We start from the raw sequence: 18058 nt of genomic DNA on the forward strand, positions 1-18058 counted from the left end.
GTGCGCGCAAATCCGGTAAAATAAAGATAAACAAGCGTACGTTGATGTCTGTCAAAGGAGCGCGATGTATGGAATCGTTGGAAAAGCGAGTGGCCAAGCTGGAGTTTCACCAGTCACTGTTGATGGAAATGGTCGACGAAGCGAAAAAACCGTTTTACGCCTTGGTCATCCGCGCCGACTTAACGAAAGAAGAGGTCGACGCGTTCTTGGCCTTTTGCCAAGAGCTCGCCGACCAATACGAACAGCAGAAAGCGGAAGGATTAACGATCTTCACTCCCTTGCTCGTCCAGTTCGCCGGGATGCTGCCTCCCAACCTCCCGCTCGAACAAACGGTTGACGCTCTGCTGACCCAGCAACTGTTTGTGCCGCTAATGACGGAGCTGAAAGCGCTCATTCGCGCCGTCAGTTAGCTTGGCCGGCCAGCTCCTTCTCGCGCTCTTCTGCCTTTGCCTTACGTTTGACGAGCCTGCCGTCCTGCTCCTCAAAATCTTCTTTAATGTTTTCGAACGTCCGCTCAAAAATTTCCATAAAGTCATCGCCGTAAATGTGGCGGACGATGCACATCATTTCTAAAATTTCTGGAAACTTCCCGTACAATTCTCGCAACGGCAGCGCTCCGTTAAAGACGGCATTTCTGCTCGGATCATACGTCTCCATCAATCTCATCAGCACTTCTTCCCCCTTTTCCGTCAGCTCAACGTAGGTGTTGCGCTTGTCATCCTGTTTTTTCGAGAACGAAAGCAGCCCCTTCTCTTCCAGTTTTTTAGAAAAATTAAACGCGGTCGATACGTGCATCACGCCAAACTTGGCGATTTCGGAAATCGAAGCGCCCTTAAAATGATAAGCGATCCACAAAATGTGATGCTCGTTGATGTTCAAATCAAACGGCTTAATCCATTGTTGCCAATCTTTCTCAATCGACTTCCACAGCGCTTTGCTCAGCTGGGCGATCCGTTGGCTGAATAGCATCGCCTCTTTGACGGAATAATGCTGTTCTGTCCCTTTCATCGTTCCACCCACTCTTCCCTCATCATATTTTTATTACCTATTATATCAATAAAACAAAAAGGAATAAAGACAAAAATATTTATTTTTATGACTTTTTTTGCATATTTATAGTAGTAAAGCTTGAGGCATTTTCCGCACACAGGAGGAGAAAGCAATGGCGTATATACAATGGCTACTTTTCGCAACGGGGTTCTTATTTTTCTGTCTCTTTATAAACACGTTTGTCTCGCTATGGAAAGCGCGGGCGTACCCGCCAAAAGCGCTGTTGAAAGAGCAGGCGATGCGCTATATTGGAATAGCGTGCGCTTGTCTGCTCATGGCTTGGCTGCTTCGCCATGTTTGAGCTTTGTTCTCACCGTCTTCCATCGCCGTTTGTTCAGCAGGTTATCAAGAATTTGCGATCTCCATGTCGCGTCTTGATCACCTAGAAGGACGGTGATTTCGTGCAAAATACCGCTGAGTTCCGCCCATTTCTCAATGAGAGAAACCTCGCAGAATCCGCTTTCTTTTTCTGAACGAAAACGCCGCGCTGGCGCGGACTTTCATCCCCAGGTGGAGGACAGATCGCGCCGCCCATGGATCTTTTCTGAATGAAAATGCCGCCGATGGGTGTGTGACAGCGATTTTTCACCAGCCTTCTAAAGCTGACGCGGTGACAAAAAGAGCGAACAATGCCATGGAAAACAAACTCGCAACTTATATATAACTGTAGATGAGCAAATTTGCTAACATAAATTGACAACTAAACAAAAAAGGAGACATGAACCCGATTCCTTGGTTAGAATAGATGTACCACCAACTACCCACAAGGAGGTTCATGTCTCATGAATCGATTAGCACATCATCAAGGAATCCACAAGTTTTTCATGACGCTGGGATTGGCGCTTTATTTCTCGAAGCCGGTCATCAAGCATCTCGTTCATCTTGTCGACGCCTTGACGACCAAGGGATTTTCGGGGACATTGACGGATGTCCGGTACTGGAGTTTTCACCCGAATCATCGAACGACACTGAGCCACTTTTTCACGAAAAGCCCTTGGAACGAGGAAAAACTGCTTGAGAAGCTGCAAGAATGGATCCTTCGCCAGATCGAACGCCTAGCCAAACAGGAGAATCAACCCCTTTTTGTTTCGATCGATGATACGATTTGTCAAAAAACGAAGCCTTCGTCACGGGCCGCCCACGCCATTCAAGGGTGTGACTGGCATTTCTCTCACAGCGATCATCAATTGGTCTGGGGGCATTCGCTTGTTTGGCTGATGGTGCATACTTTCTCGCAAGCGTTTCCGTTCGCGTTTCGTCTCTATGATAAGGCGGCGGGAAGAAGCAAAATCGACCTAGCGATCGAGATGCTTTCCTCGCTCAAGGGGAAACGGGCTCAGCCGGTGTATGTGCTCATGGATTCGTGGTATCCGTCCCAAGCGCTCATCGAAGCCTGCCTGAAACAAGGATTCCATGTCATCGCCATGCTCAAGACGAACCGGATTCTCTATCCGAAAGGCATCGCCATCCAAGCGAAGAAGTTCGCCCGCTATATCGAGCCCAACGACACCCGCCTCGTCACGGTGGGGAAGGAGCGTTACCGCGTGTATCGCTACGAGGGAGCGATCCATGGTCTCGATGACGCAGTGGTGCTGCTGGCTTGGAAGGCGGATGAACCGATGACGCCAGATCATCTCCATGTTGTCTTGAGCACCGACCGGGAGCTGAGTGACGAAGACATCTTGCGTTACGATGCCCAGCGCTGGACGATCGAATGCGTTTTCCGGCAGGCCAAAGACCAGCTGAAGTCAGGTGGACCGTGTTCGCCACGTTCGGGCGGTGAAACGGTATTGGGTTGTGGTGCTGTTCGCCTGCGTATACAGCATCGCGGAATCTCAACAAGACCTCTCTTCCGGCCTGGAGCTTCTTCGGTCTCGGAAAGGGCACAGCGTCGTCGAGTTCATCTATGACGCCGCAAAGCAAGATATTCCCATTGATGTGATCAAAAAACAGCTCCATGTCGCCTAAGGGGTCCCCTGTTTGTCTCTTAGGGAATGGAAATTACTGTAATGAAAAATGCTCATCTACAGTATATAAGTTGAAATTTTGTTTTACATCCCACTGATTACTCTGATATTGGCTTGTATTTAGATGAAACCCACAACGAAAACTCGGAAATTCTTTATTGCAACTTATATAGCAAAAAACCCGACCAACGATGATCGGGTTTTTTTGCCGCTCACACGTGCGCTGTCACGTTCATCCGCCGGAAGATGGCCGCGGCGATCGGATAGACGATGGCCATCGCCGCCGCATTCAACGCCGCGGTCGGCAGCACAACGGCGACAAACAGCGCCGAGAACGCCGTTCCTCCCGGCAACCCGACAAGCAACAGCGCCGCCGTCAAAAACACGGTCCCGGAGATGACGGTGCCGACCGCCGCGAGCACGACGGCCCCGATCACCGTTTGACGATAGTTCCGAAGCACCGCCACCAAGGCGAAAACGACAAAGGCGGTGATGATTTTATCGATGATATTCGGAAGCTGTCCGCCCGGGAACGTTGTTGTCATGGCGGAAATGAAGCCGGTGGCGACGCCGACAAGGCCGACGGCTTTGGCGCTTGGAAACAACAAAATCGCCAAAAACATCATCGCCAGCATCATGTCCGGCTTCATGCCGGCAAACAGCCCGGGAATGACCGCGTGCAGGACAGCCCCGATTCCAACTAACAGCGCCATCGATACTAATGTTCTTACGTTCATGCTCATCTCTCCTCATCTCTCCTCGTCTATTTTCTTGCTTGAGAATGTTTCTATCATTATATCACTTTGCTGTGTAAAAGTGAAGAAGAAATTTTCAGGCAAAACGACGGCGGAAGTCGTTCATAAACGAGGCGAGCGCCTCGCACGCCTCGAGTGGCACCGCGTTGTAAATCGACGCCCGGCAGCCGCCGACCGACCGATGTCCGCCAAGGCCGATAAACCCGCGCTCCTTCGCTTCGGCGAGAAACGTGTTCGTCAACTCTTCGCTCGGAAGCGTAAACGTGACGTTCATGAGCGAGCGGCTTCCTTTTTCTGCATGCGGTTGATAAAAGCCGCCGCTTTCGTCAATGGCGTCATACAGCACGGCCGCTTTTTGCCGGCTGCGCGCTTCCATCGCTGGGACGCCGCCTTGTTCTTCGACCCATTCGAGCACGAGCGACAACATATAAATCGCAAACGTCGGCGGCGTGTTGTAAAGGGAGCGGCTCTTCTGGTGCGTGCGGTAATCGAGCATCGTCGGCAGCCCGTCGGGAATGCGATCGAGCAGATCGCGACGAAGAATGACGACCGTCACGCCGGAAGGGCCGAGATTTTTTTGCGCCCCGGCGTAAATCAAGGCAAATTTGCTGACATCAAACGGCCGGCTCAAAATGTCGCTCGACATATCGGCGATCAAATCAACGGGCACATCAGGAAATTCCTGCCATTGCGTGCCGAAAATCGTGTTGTTGGACGTAATATGGACATAGGCGGCCTGTTTGGGCCACTTGACTTCATCCAATGAAGGAATGTACGTATAGTTGGCGTCCTTGCTTGAGGCGACGACTGTCGTTGCCCCGATTTTTTGCGCCTCTTTCAGCGCTTTTTCCGACCACGCGCCCGTTAACACGTAGCAGCCGATTTGCCCTTCGGCGAGGAAATTCATCGGCACCATCGAAAATTGCAGGCTCGCCCCGCCTTGCAAAAATAGCACATCATAGTCGTCCGGAACGTCAAGAAGACGCTTGAGCCGTTCGCTTGCCGCTTGGTGAACCGCCTCATATTCCTTGCTTCGGTGGCTTAACTCCATCACCGACATGCCGGTGTCTTGGAAGTTGAGCAGCTCCCGCTGAGCCCGTTCAAGCACCGGCAGCGGCAGCGCTGACGGGCCGGCGTTAAAATTGTATGCGCGTTTCATCGTCATCCCCCACTTTGCCTCCTGGTAGTCCATCGATATTATTATCCTAACACGATTCGAAAAAAAAGAAAGGGAATTTTTCGAAAAAAGCGCTTTCAACATCATAAAAAAAGAAAGCCCTTGTCGATCACAAGGACTTGGCCTGCTTCCGCCGCTCCCGCTCTTGGCGGATGCGTTCCATATAAACTTCCCCTTCTTTTTCAATGAACGCTTCGTCCATTTCCCGCTCGCGCGCCGCTGTTTTGACGGTCATATAGCCGCTGAACAGAATGCCGGCCACCACGATATACATCCACCATGGCAGGCTAAGCATCTCCATCCCCCTTTTCGTATGCTTGTCTCACTAAACTATACGCACGAAGGAGCGGTCATATGCATAAAAAGAGGCGGACATGCCGCCTCTTTGGTTGGGACAACGCTTATGCTTCGGTTCGCTTTTTCTTTTTCTGCTTTGCTTTCCTCCATTGCTGTCGCAGCTCTTTCAGCTCTTCTTTCGCTTGCTCGTATTGGGTGACGGGGACGATTTCGATGATCGGTTCGATCAAACTCATCCCTCCTTTGCGTGTCGCTACTTCTCTTTACCCGCTTTTTCCGATGTTGAAACAGCCAAAAACGCCGGCTTGTAAAACGAACGGTTGTCAAGAGCGAAAATGCGCTCGGTAAATTCGCCCGGTTTCACTTTTTCCAGCGCCCGATCGATCATCATCATTTTCGCGTCCAAATTGTCAATATAATGAAGAACTTCCGCTTCTTTGACGAGCGGCGGCTTCGGGCTGCCCCACTCCGCTTTGCCATGGTGGGCCAAGACAAGGTGCTGCAAAATGACGACTTCCTCGCCTTGGATGCCGAGCTGCTCGGCCGCCTTGCTGATTTCGCTGACCATGATCGAAATATGGCCGAGCAAGTTGCCTTCAAGCGTATACGCCGCCGAGACCGGGCCGGACAGCTCGATCACTTTGCCAAGGTCGTGCAAAATTACCCCCGCATACAGCAAATCTTTATTCAGCGATGGATACAGACGGACGAGCGCCGCCGCAAGCTCGAGCATCGACACAACGTGATACGCGAGTCCGGAGATGAATTCGTGATGATTTTTGGTCGCCGCCGGATACTCAAAAAACGGCTTTTCGTATTTCTTCAGCAAATAACGCGTAATGCGCTGAATGTTTGGATTTTCCATCGCAAATATGTATTCCATTACTTTCGCTTTCATTTCCTCGCGGGCAAGCGGGGCGGTCTCTAAAAAATCGTCAACACGCACCGCATCGCCGGGATGAGCCGGGCGGATCGAGCGGATGCGAAGCTGCAGTTTGCCGCGGTAATTATGAATGTCGCCGACCACTTTGACAATGCATTCCGGCGCGTACCGCTCCTCATCATCGGGAGACACGTCCCAAAGTTTCGCTTCAATGTCGCCGCTTTTGTCTTGCAACATCAGCGTCAAAAACGGCTTGCCGCGTTGCTGGCAATTCCTTTTGTCGCTGATTTAATGAGCAAAAACAAGTCGACTTGTTCCCCGACTTCATAGTGAATAATCCCTTTCGCCACGTTCGTTCTCCTCCGTTTCTCTTTACGTATCCTTTAGTATACCATAACGGGGAAACGGCAAAAAAGAAAGCCTTGCCGGCCCGGCAAGGAACGATTCGATGTTTTTATGCCTTCTCCGATCGCTTACTTTTTCGTCAGCTGAATAGCCTGTTTCATATCCTTGAACACGTTCATTCGCCCATACATAAGCACGCCGCCGCGATACACTTTCGCGCCAACCAAAATAAGCAGCGCCATCGTCGCTACCAACAAGGCGAAGCTGAGCGCCACCTCCCACGCCGGTACTGAAACGAGGCCGATGCGTAAAAACATGAGCATCGGCGTGAAAAAAGGAATAAACGAGGCGCCGACAACAAACGGCGATTCCGGCATGTTCAGCCCAACCATGGCGATCATAAATGCGGCGACAACCATCAGCATGACCGGGGTAATCGCCGGCTGCACATCTTCAACGCGGCTGACAAGCGAACCGAGCACGGCAAACAGCACCGCATACAAAAGATACCCCAACAGGAAAAAGAGGAGTGCGTATCCCCATATGGACAGCGGCGTCTGATCCAGCCCGAGAAAGCGCCACACTTCTTGGCCGTTCGCTTTCAAAGCGGCGAACCCAACGGCGAAAAACACGAAAAACTGCGTCAAGCTAACAAGCGCCACGCCGATAATTTTGCCAAACAGCTGCTGAACCGGGTGAACGCTTGACACTAAAATTTCCATGACGCGCGACGATTTTTCCGTTGCGACCTCAGTGGCGATCATGCCTCCGTACATGAGAACAAACATATACATCGCGATCAGCAGAACGTAAACGAGCGAACGCGCCTCGTTCAGCTCCTTTTCACTTTTTGCGTTTTTTTCCAGCGCCACTTTTTGAAACGGAACGGGCTGATATAGAACGGCCAATTGTTCCTTTGTCAGGCCGATTTTGGAGGCGGCAAGCGCCGTTTTCAGCGCGTTTACCCCGCGTTCCAGCTCTTCAGACGTTCGATTGTCGGCGATCGTATTGGCATAATAAAACGCCTTCGGCAATCCTTTTTCATCCGTGGACAGTACGAGCAATCCGTCCCACTTTCCATCTTTCACTGCCTTTTTCGCTTCATCTTCCAGATTGGTAATTTTCGTTAACGTGATTTCTTTGTTATTCACTTGCTTTTCAAGCGCTTTGTACAGCGATGGTGTACGATCGATGACGGCGACATGGGCCGTTTCATCGCCGGTAAACGCCTCGCTGATCGTCTGCACATTGGCCAACCCGATGATCAACAGGCAAGTCAAAGCGGTGGTCACTAGAAACGCCTTTGCCCTCAGCTTCGTTACGTATGTATGCCCCATGACGAGCCAAAATTTATTCATACGCCGCACCTACCTTTTCGATAAAAATGTCATTCAACGACGGTTCCTCAAGCGCAAACAAACGCACGGCCACCTTCCCCGCTGCATGAGCAAAAATCGCTTGCGCTGTCTCCTCGCTGGCGATTTGCAGCCGCACTCCTTCGGCCGTCCGCTTGCACTGAAGCACGCCCGGGAACCGTTCCAACTCTTCCAACGGCCCTTCCCCATGAATGACAAGATTTTTCTTGCCAAAGGAACGTTTCAATTCGCGCAGCCGGCCGGCCACCACCGCCCGTCCGCGGTGCAAAATGCAAACATGTTCGCACAGCTCTTCGACGTGTTCCATTCGGTGGCTGGAAAACACGATGGTCGCACCGTTTGTTTTCAAATCGAGCACCGCTTCTTTCAACAGCTCGACGTTCACCGGATCGAGCCCACTGAACGGCTCGTCTAAGATGATAAGCTTCGGCCGGTGCAATACCGCGGCAATAAACTGGAGCTTTTGCTGGTTGCCTTTCGACAGTTCCCCGACCCGGCGATCGGCGTAATCGCGAATATGGAAACGCTCGAGCCAACGATCGATTTCAGAAAGCGCCTCCGCCTTTTTCATCCCGCGCAGCTGCCCTAAGTAAACGAGCTGTTCTTTCACCTTCAATTTCGGATAGAGCCCGCGCTCTTCAGGCAGATAGCCGATCAAATGGCTTTTGGAATAATCGATCGGCTCCCCTTGCCAGCGGATCGTGCCTTCTGTCGGAGCAAGGAGGCCCAATATCATGCGGAACGTCGTCGTTTTTCCGGCCCCGTTCGCCCCGAGCAACCCGAACATATTTCCTTCGGGAATCGCCAATGTCAACTGATCGACCGCCGTCGTCTCTCCAAAGCGTTTCGTCACTGCTGCAATCTCTAGCGTCATTTACACATTCCCCCTTTTGAAAAACAACCTTTGCTATTGAAGCTGGTGATTTCATTCATGGATATAACTTGTTTCATGGGTCCTGCTTTTCGCTGGTGCTCCCATCGATGAAAGGAATCAGCCTTTTTTCACCAACCTTCAATACTAAACGTCCCATCTTGATCACCTGACAAGCTGGCACGGCGACAAGAAAAGCAAACAATACCATGTAAAAAAATTGAAGCTTAATATATTTTCATACTATATAAGTTGAAATTTTGTTTTACATCCCGCTGATTCCTCTCATATCAACTTGCACTTAGATGAAAACCGCAACGAAAAATCGGAAATTCTTTATTGCAACTTATATACTACTCAAATATAAAAAAATTCTAAGAGGCCGGTGATTAAGTGAAAAATACTGCTGATTCCACCTATTTCTCAATTAGAGAAATCTGATAGAAACAGCTTTCTTTTCTGAAGAAAATGCCGGCCTGACGCGGGCTTTTCATCCCCAAGTGGAGGGCAAACCATTGCCCATGGAACTTTTTTGAAGAAAATGCCGCTGATTGGTGTGTGCCAGCGGTTTTTTCGCCAGCCTTCTAAAGCATATTGGTTTATCACCACAACGTGCACTTGACATGGGTGACTTCCTTTCGTGTCACTATGTATGAAAATCGTTCATTTACTGTTTTTTCTTTACAGGAGAAAGTATAGCATGTTTTTTTGAAACAGCCAAGCACAACTTTTGGTGAAGAACGAAACAATTGTTTTTGCTCAGCGCTGAAGAATATACTCAGTTTTATCCTTAAGGGATGAAATCATCAGTTATGACCTTGTTTTTTGTAGGAAAAACAAATTTTTTGGTGATACACTACTTATTGTTACGTTTACCAACGAAAAAAGTTTCACAGACAAGCAGGATTTTTCGCAGCCAAGCGCTAATGAAAAAAGTGAATCATCATTCATTGAAAGGGGGGGGAACGGATGCCGACATATACGTTGACCGCTTTTGAACGCGATGGAGAGAAGTTGCTCGATGAGACGTTTGAGGCCGCCAATGATGAAGAGGCGAAAAAAATCGGCGAGCAGAAGCTGCGCGAACGCGGCTGTTGGGAGAAAACCCACCGCTGCGTCAACGCAAGCGGCAAACTGATTTTGTTTCACCGCTAAATGAAGAGGCTGAGCCAAACGGTTGCCTGCTTGCAAGATCGACACAACCATCGTGCGATCGAAGCAGTCCGTACGGGATAGCCATAAAAGAGGGTGTCCCGATCCTTTTGGGACACCCTCTTTCATCGCTATATATAGGCACTAACCGCCCCGCCACACTATATGATGGTCTTTCCTGAGGGGAGATCGCCTTTTGGGCCAGCCCCTTTTTCGCTCAGCCAAACAAGGCGGCCATGATGGTCAATTTTTCTTCTGTATATTCCATAACATGTTCGTTGTACACTTTCGGCTCTTTCGGGTTCGCTTGGCGGGTGATTTTTCGCGTTTTCGGATCGACGAATTTGCTGGACGCCCCGCAGCCGAGCCCGATGATCGACTGCTGCTCTTCCATGATCATTATGTTGTAAATGCTCTCGTTTCCCGGCAACGCGTAGCCGACATTTTCGAGGTTGCCGAGAATGTTTTTTTGCCGGTACAAATAATACGGCAAATAGCCGTGCTGGCGCGTCCACTCTTCGGCCGCTTTCATCATCGCCTGTATTTCTTCGCGACCGGCGACTTTGTACTTTTGTTTGTTTTTCGTCATTTCCGAAGCGCGCTTAAACGACAGCGTATGAACGGTGAGCGACTCCGGCATGAGCCGTTCCGTCTCCGCGAGCGTATGCGTAAACTCCGGCAGCCCTTCACCCGGCAAGCCGATGATCAAATCCATATTGATGTTGTTCATCCCCATTTGCCGCGCCAAGTGAAATTTGTTGATCGTTTCCTCAACAGTATGATGGCGGCCGATCGCTTTTAACGTCTCTTGGATATACGACTGCGGATTGATGCTGATACGGTCGATCCGCCATTTTTTCAAGACGTCCAGCTTTTCTGGTGTAATCGTGTCCGGCCGCCCGGCTTCAACCGTGATTTCGCGGACGCGATCGACATCTGGAAATACGTTGTACATATGGGCGTACAGCCGGTCCATTTCCTCAGCCGTGATGCTTGTTGGCGTCCCGCCGCCGTAATAAATCGTCGTAATCCGGATGCCGCGTTCGCGCAAAAAGCGGCCGACCGCTTCCATTTCGTAATGAAGCCCGGCCAAAAAATCATCAACCGATCCTTGACGGCCGTTGATCGCATACGCCGGGAACGTGCAGTACGCACATTTCGTCGGGCAGAACGGAATGCCGATGTAAATGCTCACTTCATCGGCCAACTCGTACAAGTCCGGCACCACCGTGAGCTGGCGGTCAACGATCGCTTGCATGAGGTCAATTTTTTCTTTTGTTACTAAATAGTCTTCCACTAGTCTCCGATGCGCCTCTTCTTTCGTCATCCCGGAACGCAGCAGCTGATGAAGCAGCTTCACCGGACGGACACCGGTTAAAATGCCCCACGGCTGCACGATGCCCGTATAGCGTTCAAGAAGCGTTATATACACATGGAAAACCGCGTTTTTCACCTGTTTTTCGCGCGCTTTTCCATCGGCTTCGACCGGCGCCTCATGCTCATGCCTAGCCTCCTCGACGCGCCCGGACGTCCTGTCCGCCAGCGTTCCAGAAACGGTGATGCGGCCGTTCTCGTTCACAGTCAACGAAACGACAACATCCGCTTCCGGCAGCGGCGCAAACGAAAGCGCGGGCGCTTCGAAAAACAGCTCGGTCATCACTTCGAGCGGGCGCTGAAACCGTTCCGGGTTCGGCAGTCCTAGAATGTTGATGCGCACGTTCATCACCTTTTCCGTGAAAATCCCCACCACTGGGTGAGTGCTGTATACGCTCCTGATCCGTGCGGGTATACTGAAAATGGCCAAAGAAGGCAATAGGAAAGCAGAGGTGCCCGATTTTCGGACATCTCGTATGATCTGGCTGCCTGTTGGCTATACTAGATAAGTTGTGGTTGGCGGAACGACTCTTTGCGGGAGATCATGCAAAAGATGATCACCAACATTCGTCGAGCCGTGGCGATGAGGGCTTTTTTCTTCCCGCATCGGGCCGCCAACGACCAAAATTTTCGGGACAAGGGATGTGTCTTGGATCGAGCTGCTGACCATGCCGCCTCGCATAACGCTGATCGAAGATGGGGATTGCCTTTAGTCGTACGCGTGCTCTTTCGCTTTCCGGCGCTTTCATGGTTGCCGGGGGACAACCCCGTCCATGAAGCCACCCGTTCCGGCGTTTCAAAGACGCTCATGTCGGTTCCCATCTCGGCGATGATGACGGCGGCGGTTTGTTTTTTGATTCCAGGCATGGTCATCAGTAAGTCCACTTCCTCCCGATACGGCTCGAGCAGGCGGTCGATGTGCTGGTCGACTTCTTCGATTAACTGCTCCAATTCCTCCACGTGTTTCCACAAGAGGCGAAGGAGACGGAGCTCGTGTTCGGTCAAGGTGCCCAGCAGCGAATCATACACCGCCTGCTTTTTCGTTTTGAGCCTGCCGCGCAGGCATTGATCCAGCTCGTCCTTGTCCACGTATCCCTTCTCGAGCAGCCGGGCAAGGATGTTTCGTCCGGAAACGCCGAAGAGATCCGAGAGGACGGAGCCCAGTTTGACATTGGAAGACTCCAGCACTTTTTGAATCCGGTTTTTCTCTGAACTCAACTGTCCGACCCACTTTTTGCGGAGGCGGGTAAAATCCCGCAATTCGCGAATATCCGCTGGGGGGACGAAACTTTTTTCAATGAGTCCATGGCGGAGCAGCTTGGCGATCCACTCGGCGTCAGAGACATCGGTTTTTCTTCCCGGGACATTTTTGATCCGCTGCGGATTGGCCAGTGTCAAGTCGACATAGCCCTCGAGGAAGGCAAAGACCGGTTTCCAATACACGCCGGTGGATTCCATGGCGACATGGGTAACGCCATGTTCTTCGAGCCACTCAAGCAGGTCGCCAAGTCCTTTCGAGAACGTGGAGAAGGTTTGAATGTCCTTTTGAATGTGTCCATCTTCTTCCCATAGCGCGCAGGCGACGATGGTTTCGGCATGAACATCCAATCCTGCGCAGCGAGGATAGATGACATCCATGATGAAAATCCTCCTTTTCGATGATCGAGTGCGCAAACAGCGAATCCACGGGAGAAATGCGGCAGTTTTCCGTTCGTCGTCACCTTTCCTCTATCACAGGAAAGGGCGGACAATGGGTGGTGCACCCAGTGGATTCAAACACTTTTCCGTACAGGGTCTAAGCCACCATTAAGCATAACGTCCTGTTGAACTGTTTGCGCCTATTCTTCATTATGGGAAGAAAAGGGGGATTTTCATCCCTGGGTGGAGGGCAAAACGTTGCCCATGGATCTTTTCCGTGAAAATGCAGGCCTGACGCGGATTTTCATCCCCGGGTGGAGGACAGATCGCGCTGTCCATGGACCTTTTCTGTGAAAATGCTGAACTGACGCGGATTTTCATCCCCGGGTGGAGGGCAGATCGCTGCCCATGGAACTTTTCTGTGAAAATGCAGGACTGGCGCGAGATTTTCATCCCCGGGTGGAGGGCAGATCACGCTGTCCATGGACCTTTTCTGTCAAACTTCTTTCAGTGTAGCGAACCGCTGTTTCGTTCGTCAAGCGGAAGAATGCTCCTTTCCCGCCCGGCTGTTGCCAACGTTTCTGCCTGCGCAGCTCGCCAATAAACGCGGCCAGCTAAAAAAGTTCACATGTCGACGTCTTTCTTTCGCCATGTATGAACATCGTTGCGTTACGAAGGATAGTAGGTTTTCAAACCGGCAACTACAACTTTCGGAAAAGAGAAAAAACACGCCCCGAACCGACCGGGGCGCCTTGCTTTGCTTCTTCCTTGTTTTGTTTTTAGAGGGGCGGTGATTTCGTATAAAATCCTTAGATTCGCTCTATTTCTCAGTTAGAGAAGACTAGCCAAACCAACCTTCTTTTTTAGCAAAATGCCGCTGATTTGCTCGTGGCAGCCGTTTTTCACCGGCCTCTTAGAGGGACGGTGATTGAAGGAAACAGGCTGCTGACCAGCCTCGTTTCTCAAATCGAAAAGCCCTGTGACATCAGGATCGCCTTTCACACGCTCCCCCATTGATCAAGAGAAACAACCGTTTTTCACCGGCCTTTTAGCTTTTGCAAAAACTCGATCCGCTGCTGTTTGCGGAAATGCTCTTTCACCATGTAAGCGACGCCGAGCTGTTCGTTCGAGCGCGTCACCCAGTCAGCTACCCGCTTGACTTCAAGCGGCGCATTGCCCATCGCCACACCAAGCCCTGCGGCTTCAATGGCCGGCAAATCATCGAGGCCGTCGCCAATTACCACCGTTTCTTTCAACGAAATGCCGAGATGTTGGGTGAGCCGGCGCAGTCCAGCCAGCTTTGACACGCCTTGCGGGACAATTTCCATTTTGCCTTCAGACTGCATAATCATATCAATGGACGGAATGGCGGATGCAAGCAAGCGGGCTGCTTCCTCTCGCTCCGCATCGTCGGCAAAGTAAACATCGATTTTGGGCACGGCCATCGGTTCATCGATCAACACATCACCGAGCGAATCGACAAACTGGGTCGGATAGAAAAAGGGATCGCTCGAGGAAAGAACGGTCTGCACGACGAGATTCCGCTTCACTTTTTTCCGGTTGCCAAGCGAATACCGTTCGTGCATCAGGCGAATGTTGCAAGGGAAGTTTTCCAAAATCTGCACGATATTAAACGTCCGTTCTTCCGGGATGACGGCGGCAAACAGTCGATGATCGAGCGATTTGCCGATCAGCGCCCCTTGAAACGTGATCAGCATTCCATCGAGCCGCAACGCCTTCGCCACTTTGCGAGCGGAAAGAAAATTTCGGCTCGTCATCAGCGTCACGTAAACCCCTTTTTTTCGCACGTAGTCGACCGCCTCTTTCGTTTCCCGCGACAGGCGGCCGTTATTTTTTAAAATCGTTCCGTCAATGTTCAGCGCCAGCAGCTTATACACGGCTGTCTCCCCCTTTGTTCGTCCCTCTTTTCAGTCAGCCTAAAGCGGCGCCGCCCGTTGTCCGCTGCGGCGGCTTTGCCGTTCTGATCATTTTCATGACTATGATAAACCGGACAAAAAAAGAACACCCTGTAGGGTGTTTTTCAACCGTCATCTTTCTTCGCTTTGACCATATCTGTCTCCGCTTGAATGCCCTGTAGGGGGTTTTCAACCGCCCCGCCGTTTTTCTTTTCCCGTCATAGGAGGCTGGTGATCCCATCGTGGATACGGCTTTACACTGTCATTTCTCCTTCGAAAAACGTTGTGGCATCGGTCCTGCGTTTCGCTCATTCTCCCCTTTGCGTGAGGGAAGCAGCCGTTTTTCACCGTTCTCCATAGGCAGCGCGGGAGCGAAAACGAGGCGGGCCGATTCGTTTTTCCGTTCCGTCCGCTCAATCGCCTTCCATCATCGAGCGGTGCAATTCTTCGAGCGGTTTCATCGCGATGTGCTGAACTTCGGCGAGCGTCATGCTCATTTGCTGTTCGAGCGCCATCAGCCGGGCGAGCTTGGCGTTTTGTTGGACGAGCGCCATCGCCTTTTGCGCCTGCTCGATTTCATCGGGCAAAATGGCGGCCCCGCGCATTTGTTTTTCATGCAATCGAAGCTGAATGTCGCGGAAATTGGCAAACATCCGATAGGCGGCTTCATCACGGCGGATGTCTTCGTACGCCTGTTTCAGCTCCCGAAACGGTTCACTGTCGCGGATCGCCTGCTCAAGCTGTCGAGCGAGCGCCTGAAGAGATAGTGACATAAGCGAGCGCCTCCTACTTGAAGATCGGTTTCGTTTTAGCGTATGCACGAACCGGCGTTCATATGATTCTAGGGTTACCAGCCTCGATCGCGTTGACGCCGTTGATCGTCGCTGTCAACGGGGAGCGATAGACTTGAGCGGTTACAGCCATAAGCCGATGGCTCCTTGAACCGCGCCGATCAGCCCGCCGAGCAAGGCGCCTAGATAGGTGATCATGCTCAGCTCACGGCGGGCAATCGATAAAACGATTTCCTCAAGCCTTCTTAACGAAAAGGACTCCACTTGCTCGCGCACGATGTCCTCAAGCCCGAGCCGCGCCACCATTGCCTCGATTTGGCCGCTGAGCAGGCGAAGCGCCGTTTCCGTCGCTTGCGGAACAAGTTGTTGGAACAGCCGCTGCTCATACGGGGCGATGAGTTCAGCGATCGGACGATGCAGCCAGCCGCTGTTCAAGACGAGGCGGCGGGCAACCGTCCGCACCGCCTCATGAACGCGCTGGCGGCCGATCATTTCCTCCACCGCCTCTAGCGGCGTGTCCATCCATTTGTTCCATTCCGCAAAGAGAAGGCGGGCAAGCGCCTCTCTTGTCCCGGCATGCCGCAAAAATTTGCCGAGCTCCACCTGCGCTTTATCAACGAGCTGAACATTGCCAAGCAGCATTTGCAGCACGCCTCCCATCATGCCGCGCTCCTGAAAAAAGCGGCGGATCATGCCGGCGAGCTGCTGCTTTCCTTCCTCGCTCTGCATGTACTCAAGCACCCGGTCGGCCAAATAGTGTGCGAGGCCCTCGAGGCGCGCTTCCATCGTCTCCTTCAACTCTGGCGGCAGCCAATCGCGAATCGGCCGCCGTCTCCACGCTTCTGCCCACCGTTCATACGCGCGGTCCGCTTGCCCGGCAGCCCACTCGCCGAGCCGCTCGGCAGGCGAAGGAACGCCAAGGCGCTCAAGCCATTGAAGCGGCGTTTCTTGGCGTGAAAGCCATCGTCTCAGCCATGTCCGCCCCTGCTCCGCCACCTCGGTCGCGAAAGCAGGAGCGGTCAGTTTGCGCCGCAGCCCTTCCGGCGTCACCAAATGCTCCGCGACCGTCTTCCCTAGTTGTTCGGCGAGTTCCCGTCTTCGCTTTGGAATTAATCCGGGGGTGAACGGCAGCCGTCTTCCTAAGACGTACAGCGGTTCATACGGGCGAAATAACATCACAATGGCGATAAAATTGGTCATTCCGCCAATGAACGCCCCGATGGCGATCATCAGCACCCAGTACGCGAACGAACCCATCGTCTTCCCCTTTCTTCTCCGCCGTTGTCACCAAGCGGCGGCCGGCATCATACGATAGCGATATAAACGTTTGCCTATTTGTTCATTATAGAGCTTGCGTGATGAATGCGCAAATGAGGGACTGCAATGGAGAAACAACCGACGATGGCTGTCTTGACGGAAATCAAAGACAAAAATGAACAAGCCCGCTTTGGTTCCATTCATCGTTTTTGCGAGGAGCTCGAACAGTACGGAAGCGAACGCGGTCTCTTCGTTTACGTCACCTCGCCGTCGCTTTATTTGCAGCGCCTCGGCTATCAGCGAAGCAACGGCGCGTGGAGCAAACAAGACGTTCCTCCCGCCAACGTGATCTACAACCGCCTGCACTCGCGCTCGTCGGAGCATTCTCCGGCGTTTGCCGAACTGCTCACCCGGCTTGCGGAAGAAGGCGGGGTGATGTTCAACCGCCGCTTTCTGCATAAGTGGGAAGTGCATGGCTATATTGAACGACACCGCCATTTGCGCCCGTACTTGCCCAAAACCTCGCTATGGAACGATCCGGGAGAACTCGAAGCGTTTCTTTCCGCCTTCCCAGCGGTCTTTCTCAAACCGATCCACGGCAGCCAAGGACGGGGGATTTTGCGCCTTGAACGCCAAAACGGCGGAATAGGCCTGCGCCGTTCCACGGCGGCGGCCTCGGCAACGATTGACCAGCCGATCGATGTCTTCGTTTCCGCCTTATGGCAACAAACAACCGCGCCGATGATCATTCAGCAAGGGCTTGAGCTGCGCTCGCTGGACAGCCGCCCGGTCGATTTTCGCTTCCTTTGCCATCGAACCCGCCACAACGCTTGGCGCGTCACTTCCGCCGTCGCCCGCGCGGCATCGCCCGACCAGTTCGTCGCCAACCTCGCCCGCGGCGGAGAACTGCTGGCCGTCAATGCGGTCTTGCAGGAGTGGTATCCGAAATCTGTAGCCTTTCAACAAAAACAGCTCCTCAAAGAAATCGCCCTTGAGGCGGCGGCAGCGCTGGCGCTAGAAGCCGACGGGATGTACGGGGAGCTGGGCATCGATCTTGCTGTCGATATCCACGACCATCCTTGGATTATTGAAGTGAACAGCAAGCCGTCCAAGCACGTGGAAATGGTTCCCGCCGCGAAGACGATCCGGCCATCAGCCAAGGCGATCGTCAACTACAGTTTGACATTGATAGAAGAAAAGGAGTGAGCC

Annotated in this window: 17 protein-coding genes and 2 pseudogenes; 5 read left to right on the forward strand and 14 right to left on the reverse strand. The window is 52.2% G+C overall.

Features of this window, described 5'->3' with window-relative positions; all coding sequences use genetic code 11:
• Positions 1-68 precede the first annotated feature (68 nt).
• Positions 69-410 (forward strand): YhaI family protein, encoded by a 342-nt coding sequence (locus NST29_RS14495; RefSeq protein WP_033019625.1) that lies wholly within the window; start codon positions 69-71, stop codon positions 408-410.
• On the opposite strand, the gene NST29_RS14500 is transcribed toward NST29_RS14495, so the two are convergent.
• Positions 403-1008, reverse strand: a complete 606-nt coding sequence (locus tag NST29_RS14500) for an HTH-type transcriptional regulator Hpr (protein ID WP_172418675.1) — start codon at positions 1006-1008, stop codon at positions 403-405. The genes NST29_RS14495 and NST29_RS14500 overlap by 8 nt on opposite strands.
• 154 nt (positions 1009-1162) lie before the next feature.
• Here NST29_RS14500 and NST29_RS14505 point away from each other — a divergent pair, with 154 nt between their 5' ends.
• The gene (locus NST29_RS14505) at positions 1163-1351 is read left to right on the forward strand and encodes a hypothetical protein (RefSeq protein WP_033020183.1); all 189 of its coding nucleotides are present in this window, start codon (positions 1163-1165) and stop codon (positions 1349-1351) included.
• Positions 1352-1832: 481 nt separating this feature from the next.
• A pseudogene (locus NST29_RS14510) lies at positions 1833-3018 on the forward strand (IS701 family transposase).
• A 211-nt stretch (positions 3019-3229) separates the two neighbouring features.
• Here NST29_RS14510 and NST29_RS14515 read toward each other — a convergent pair.
• From NST29_RS14515 to NST29_RS14545, 7 genes and pseudogenes are all read right to left on the reverse strand, one after another.
• The gene (locus tag NST29_RS14515; RefSeq protein WP_033020173.1) at positions 3230-3754 is read right to left on the reverse strand and encodes a tryptophan transporter; all 525 of its coding nucleotides are present in this window, start codon (positions 3752-3754) and stop codon (positions 3230-3232) included.
• Positions 3755-3848: 94 nt separating this feature from the next.
• Complete coding sequence (serC, locus tag NST29_RS14520) at positions 3849-4931, reverse strand: 3-phosphoserine/phosphohydroxythreonine transaminase (protein ID WP_033020185.1); 1083 nt, start codon at positions 4929-4931, stop codon at positions 3849-3851.
• 127 nt (positions 4932-5058) lie between these two features.
• A complete protein-coding gene (locus tag NST29_RS14525; protein ID WP_033020174.1) occupies positions 5059-5244 on the reverse strand; it encodes a sporulation YhaL family protein in 186 nt (61 codons plus the stop codon).
• A gap of 106 nt (positions 5245-5350) precedes the next feature.
• Positions 5351-5476, reverse strand: a complete 126-nt coding sequence (locus tag NST29_RS14530; RefSeq protein ID WP_033020175.1) for a hypothetical protein — start codon at positions 5474-5476, stop codon at positions 5351-5353.
• A gap of 23 nt (positions 5477-5499) precedes the next feature.
• Positions 5500-6479, reverse strand: a pseudogene (gene yhaM, locus NST29_RS14535) (3'-5' exoribonuclease YhaM).
• A 123-nt stretch (positions 6480-6602) separates the two neighbouring features.
• On the reverse strand, positions 6603-7832 hold the full coding sequence (locus NST29_RS14540; RefSeq protein WP_033020180.1) for an ABC transporter permease: 1230 nt from the start codon (positions 7830-7832) through the stop codon (positions 6603-6605).
• A complete protein-coding gene (locus tag NST29_RS14545; protein WP_033020182.1) occupies positions 7825-8724 on the reverse strand; it encodes an ABC transporter ATP-binding protein in 900 nt (299 codons plus the stop codon). Before NST29_RS14545 ends, NST29_RS14540 begins: the two co-directional genes overlap by 8 nt.
• A 966-nt stretch (positions 8725-9690) precedes the next feature.
• Here NST29_RS14545 and NST29_RS14550 point away from each other — a divergent pair.
• Positions 9691-9876 (forward strand): YhzD family protein, encoded by a 186-nt coding sequence (locus NST29_RS14550; protein WP_033018764.1) that lies wholly within the window; start codon positions 9691-9693, stop codon positions 9874-9876.
• A 214-nt stretch (positions 9877-10090) separates the two neighbouring features.
• Here NST29_RS14550 and NST29_RS14555 read toward each other — a convergent pair whose 3' ends face one another.
• From NST29_RS14555 to NST29_RS14580, 6 genes are all read right to left on the reverse strand, one after another.
• Entirely contained in the window at positions 10091-11596 is a 1506-nt protein-coding gene (locus tag NST29_RS14555) for a coproporphyrinogen III oxidase (protein WP_339233001.1), read from the reverse strand.
• Positions 11597-11748: 152 nt separating this feature from the next.
• Positions 11749-12885 (reverse strand): IS110 family transposase, encoded by a 1137-nt coding sequence (locus NST29_RS14560; RefSeq protein WP_033842531.1) that lies wholly within the window; start codon positions 12883-12885, stop codon positions 11749-11751.
• 831 nt (positions 12886-13716) lie between these two features.
• Positions 13717-13887 (reverse strand): hypothetical protein, encoded by a 171-nt coding sequence (locus NST29_RS14565; RefSeq protein ID WP_160331364.1) that lies wholly within the window; start codon positions 13885-13887, stop codon positions 13717-13719.
• A 35-nt stretch (positions 13888-13922) separates the two neighbouring features.
• Positions 13923-14783: a Cof-type HAD-IIB family hydrolase gene (locus tag NST29_RS14570; RefSeq protein WP_033018642.1), complete on the reverse strand. Its 861-nt coding sequence runs from the start codon at positions 14781-14783 to the stop codon at positions 13923-13925.
• A 431-nt stretch (positions 14784-15214) separates the two neighbouring features.
• Positions 15215-15574 carry a YlbF family regulator gene (locus NST29_RS14575; RefSeq protein WP_033018644.1) on the reverse strand — a complete coding sequence of 120 codons (360 nt, stop codon included), beginning with the start codon at positions 15572-15574 and terminating at the stop codon, positions 15215-15217.
• Positions 15575-15715: 141 nt separating this feature from the next.
• Positions 15716-16849, reverse strand: a complete 1134-nt coding sequence (locus NST29_RS14580) for a DUF445 family protein (protein ID WP_033018646.1) — start codon at positions 16847-16849, stop codon at positions 15716-15718.
• Positions 16850-16975: 126 nt separating this feature from the next.
• On the opposite strand from NST29_RS14580, the gene NST29_RS14585 reads away from it, so the two are divergent.
• The gene (locus NST29_RS14585; RefSeq protein WP_033018647.1) at positions 16976-18055 is read left to right on the forward strand and encodes a YheC/YheD family protein; all 1080 of its coding nucleotides are present in this window, start codon (positions 16976-16978) and stop codon (positions 18053-18055) included.
• The last annotated feature ends 3 nt before the right edge of the window (positions 18056-18058 follow it).

It is taken from the genome of Geobacillus sp. FSL W8-0026, from assembly GCF_037966255.1.
In the GTDB taxonomy this organism is placed as follows: domain Bacteria; phylum Bacillota; class Bacilli; order Bacillales; family Anoxybacillaceae; genus Geobacillus; species Geobacillus icigianus.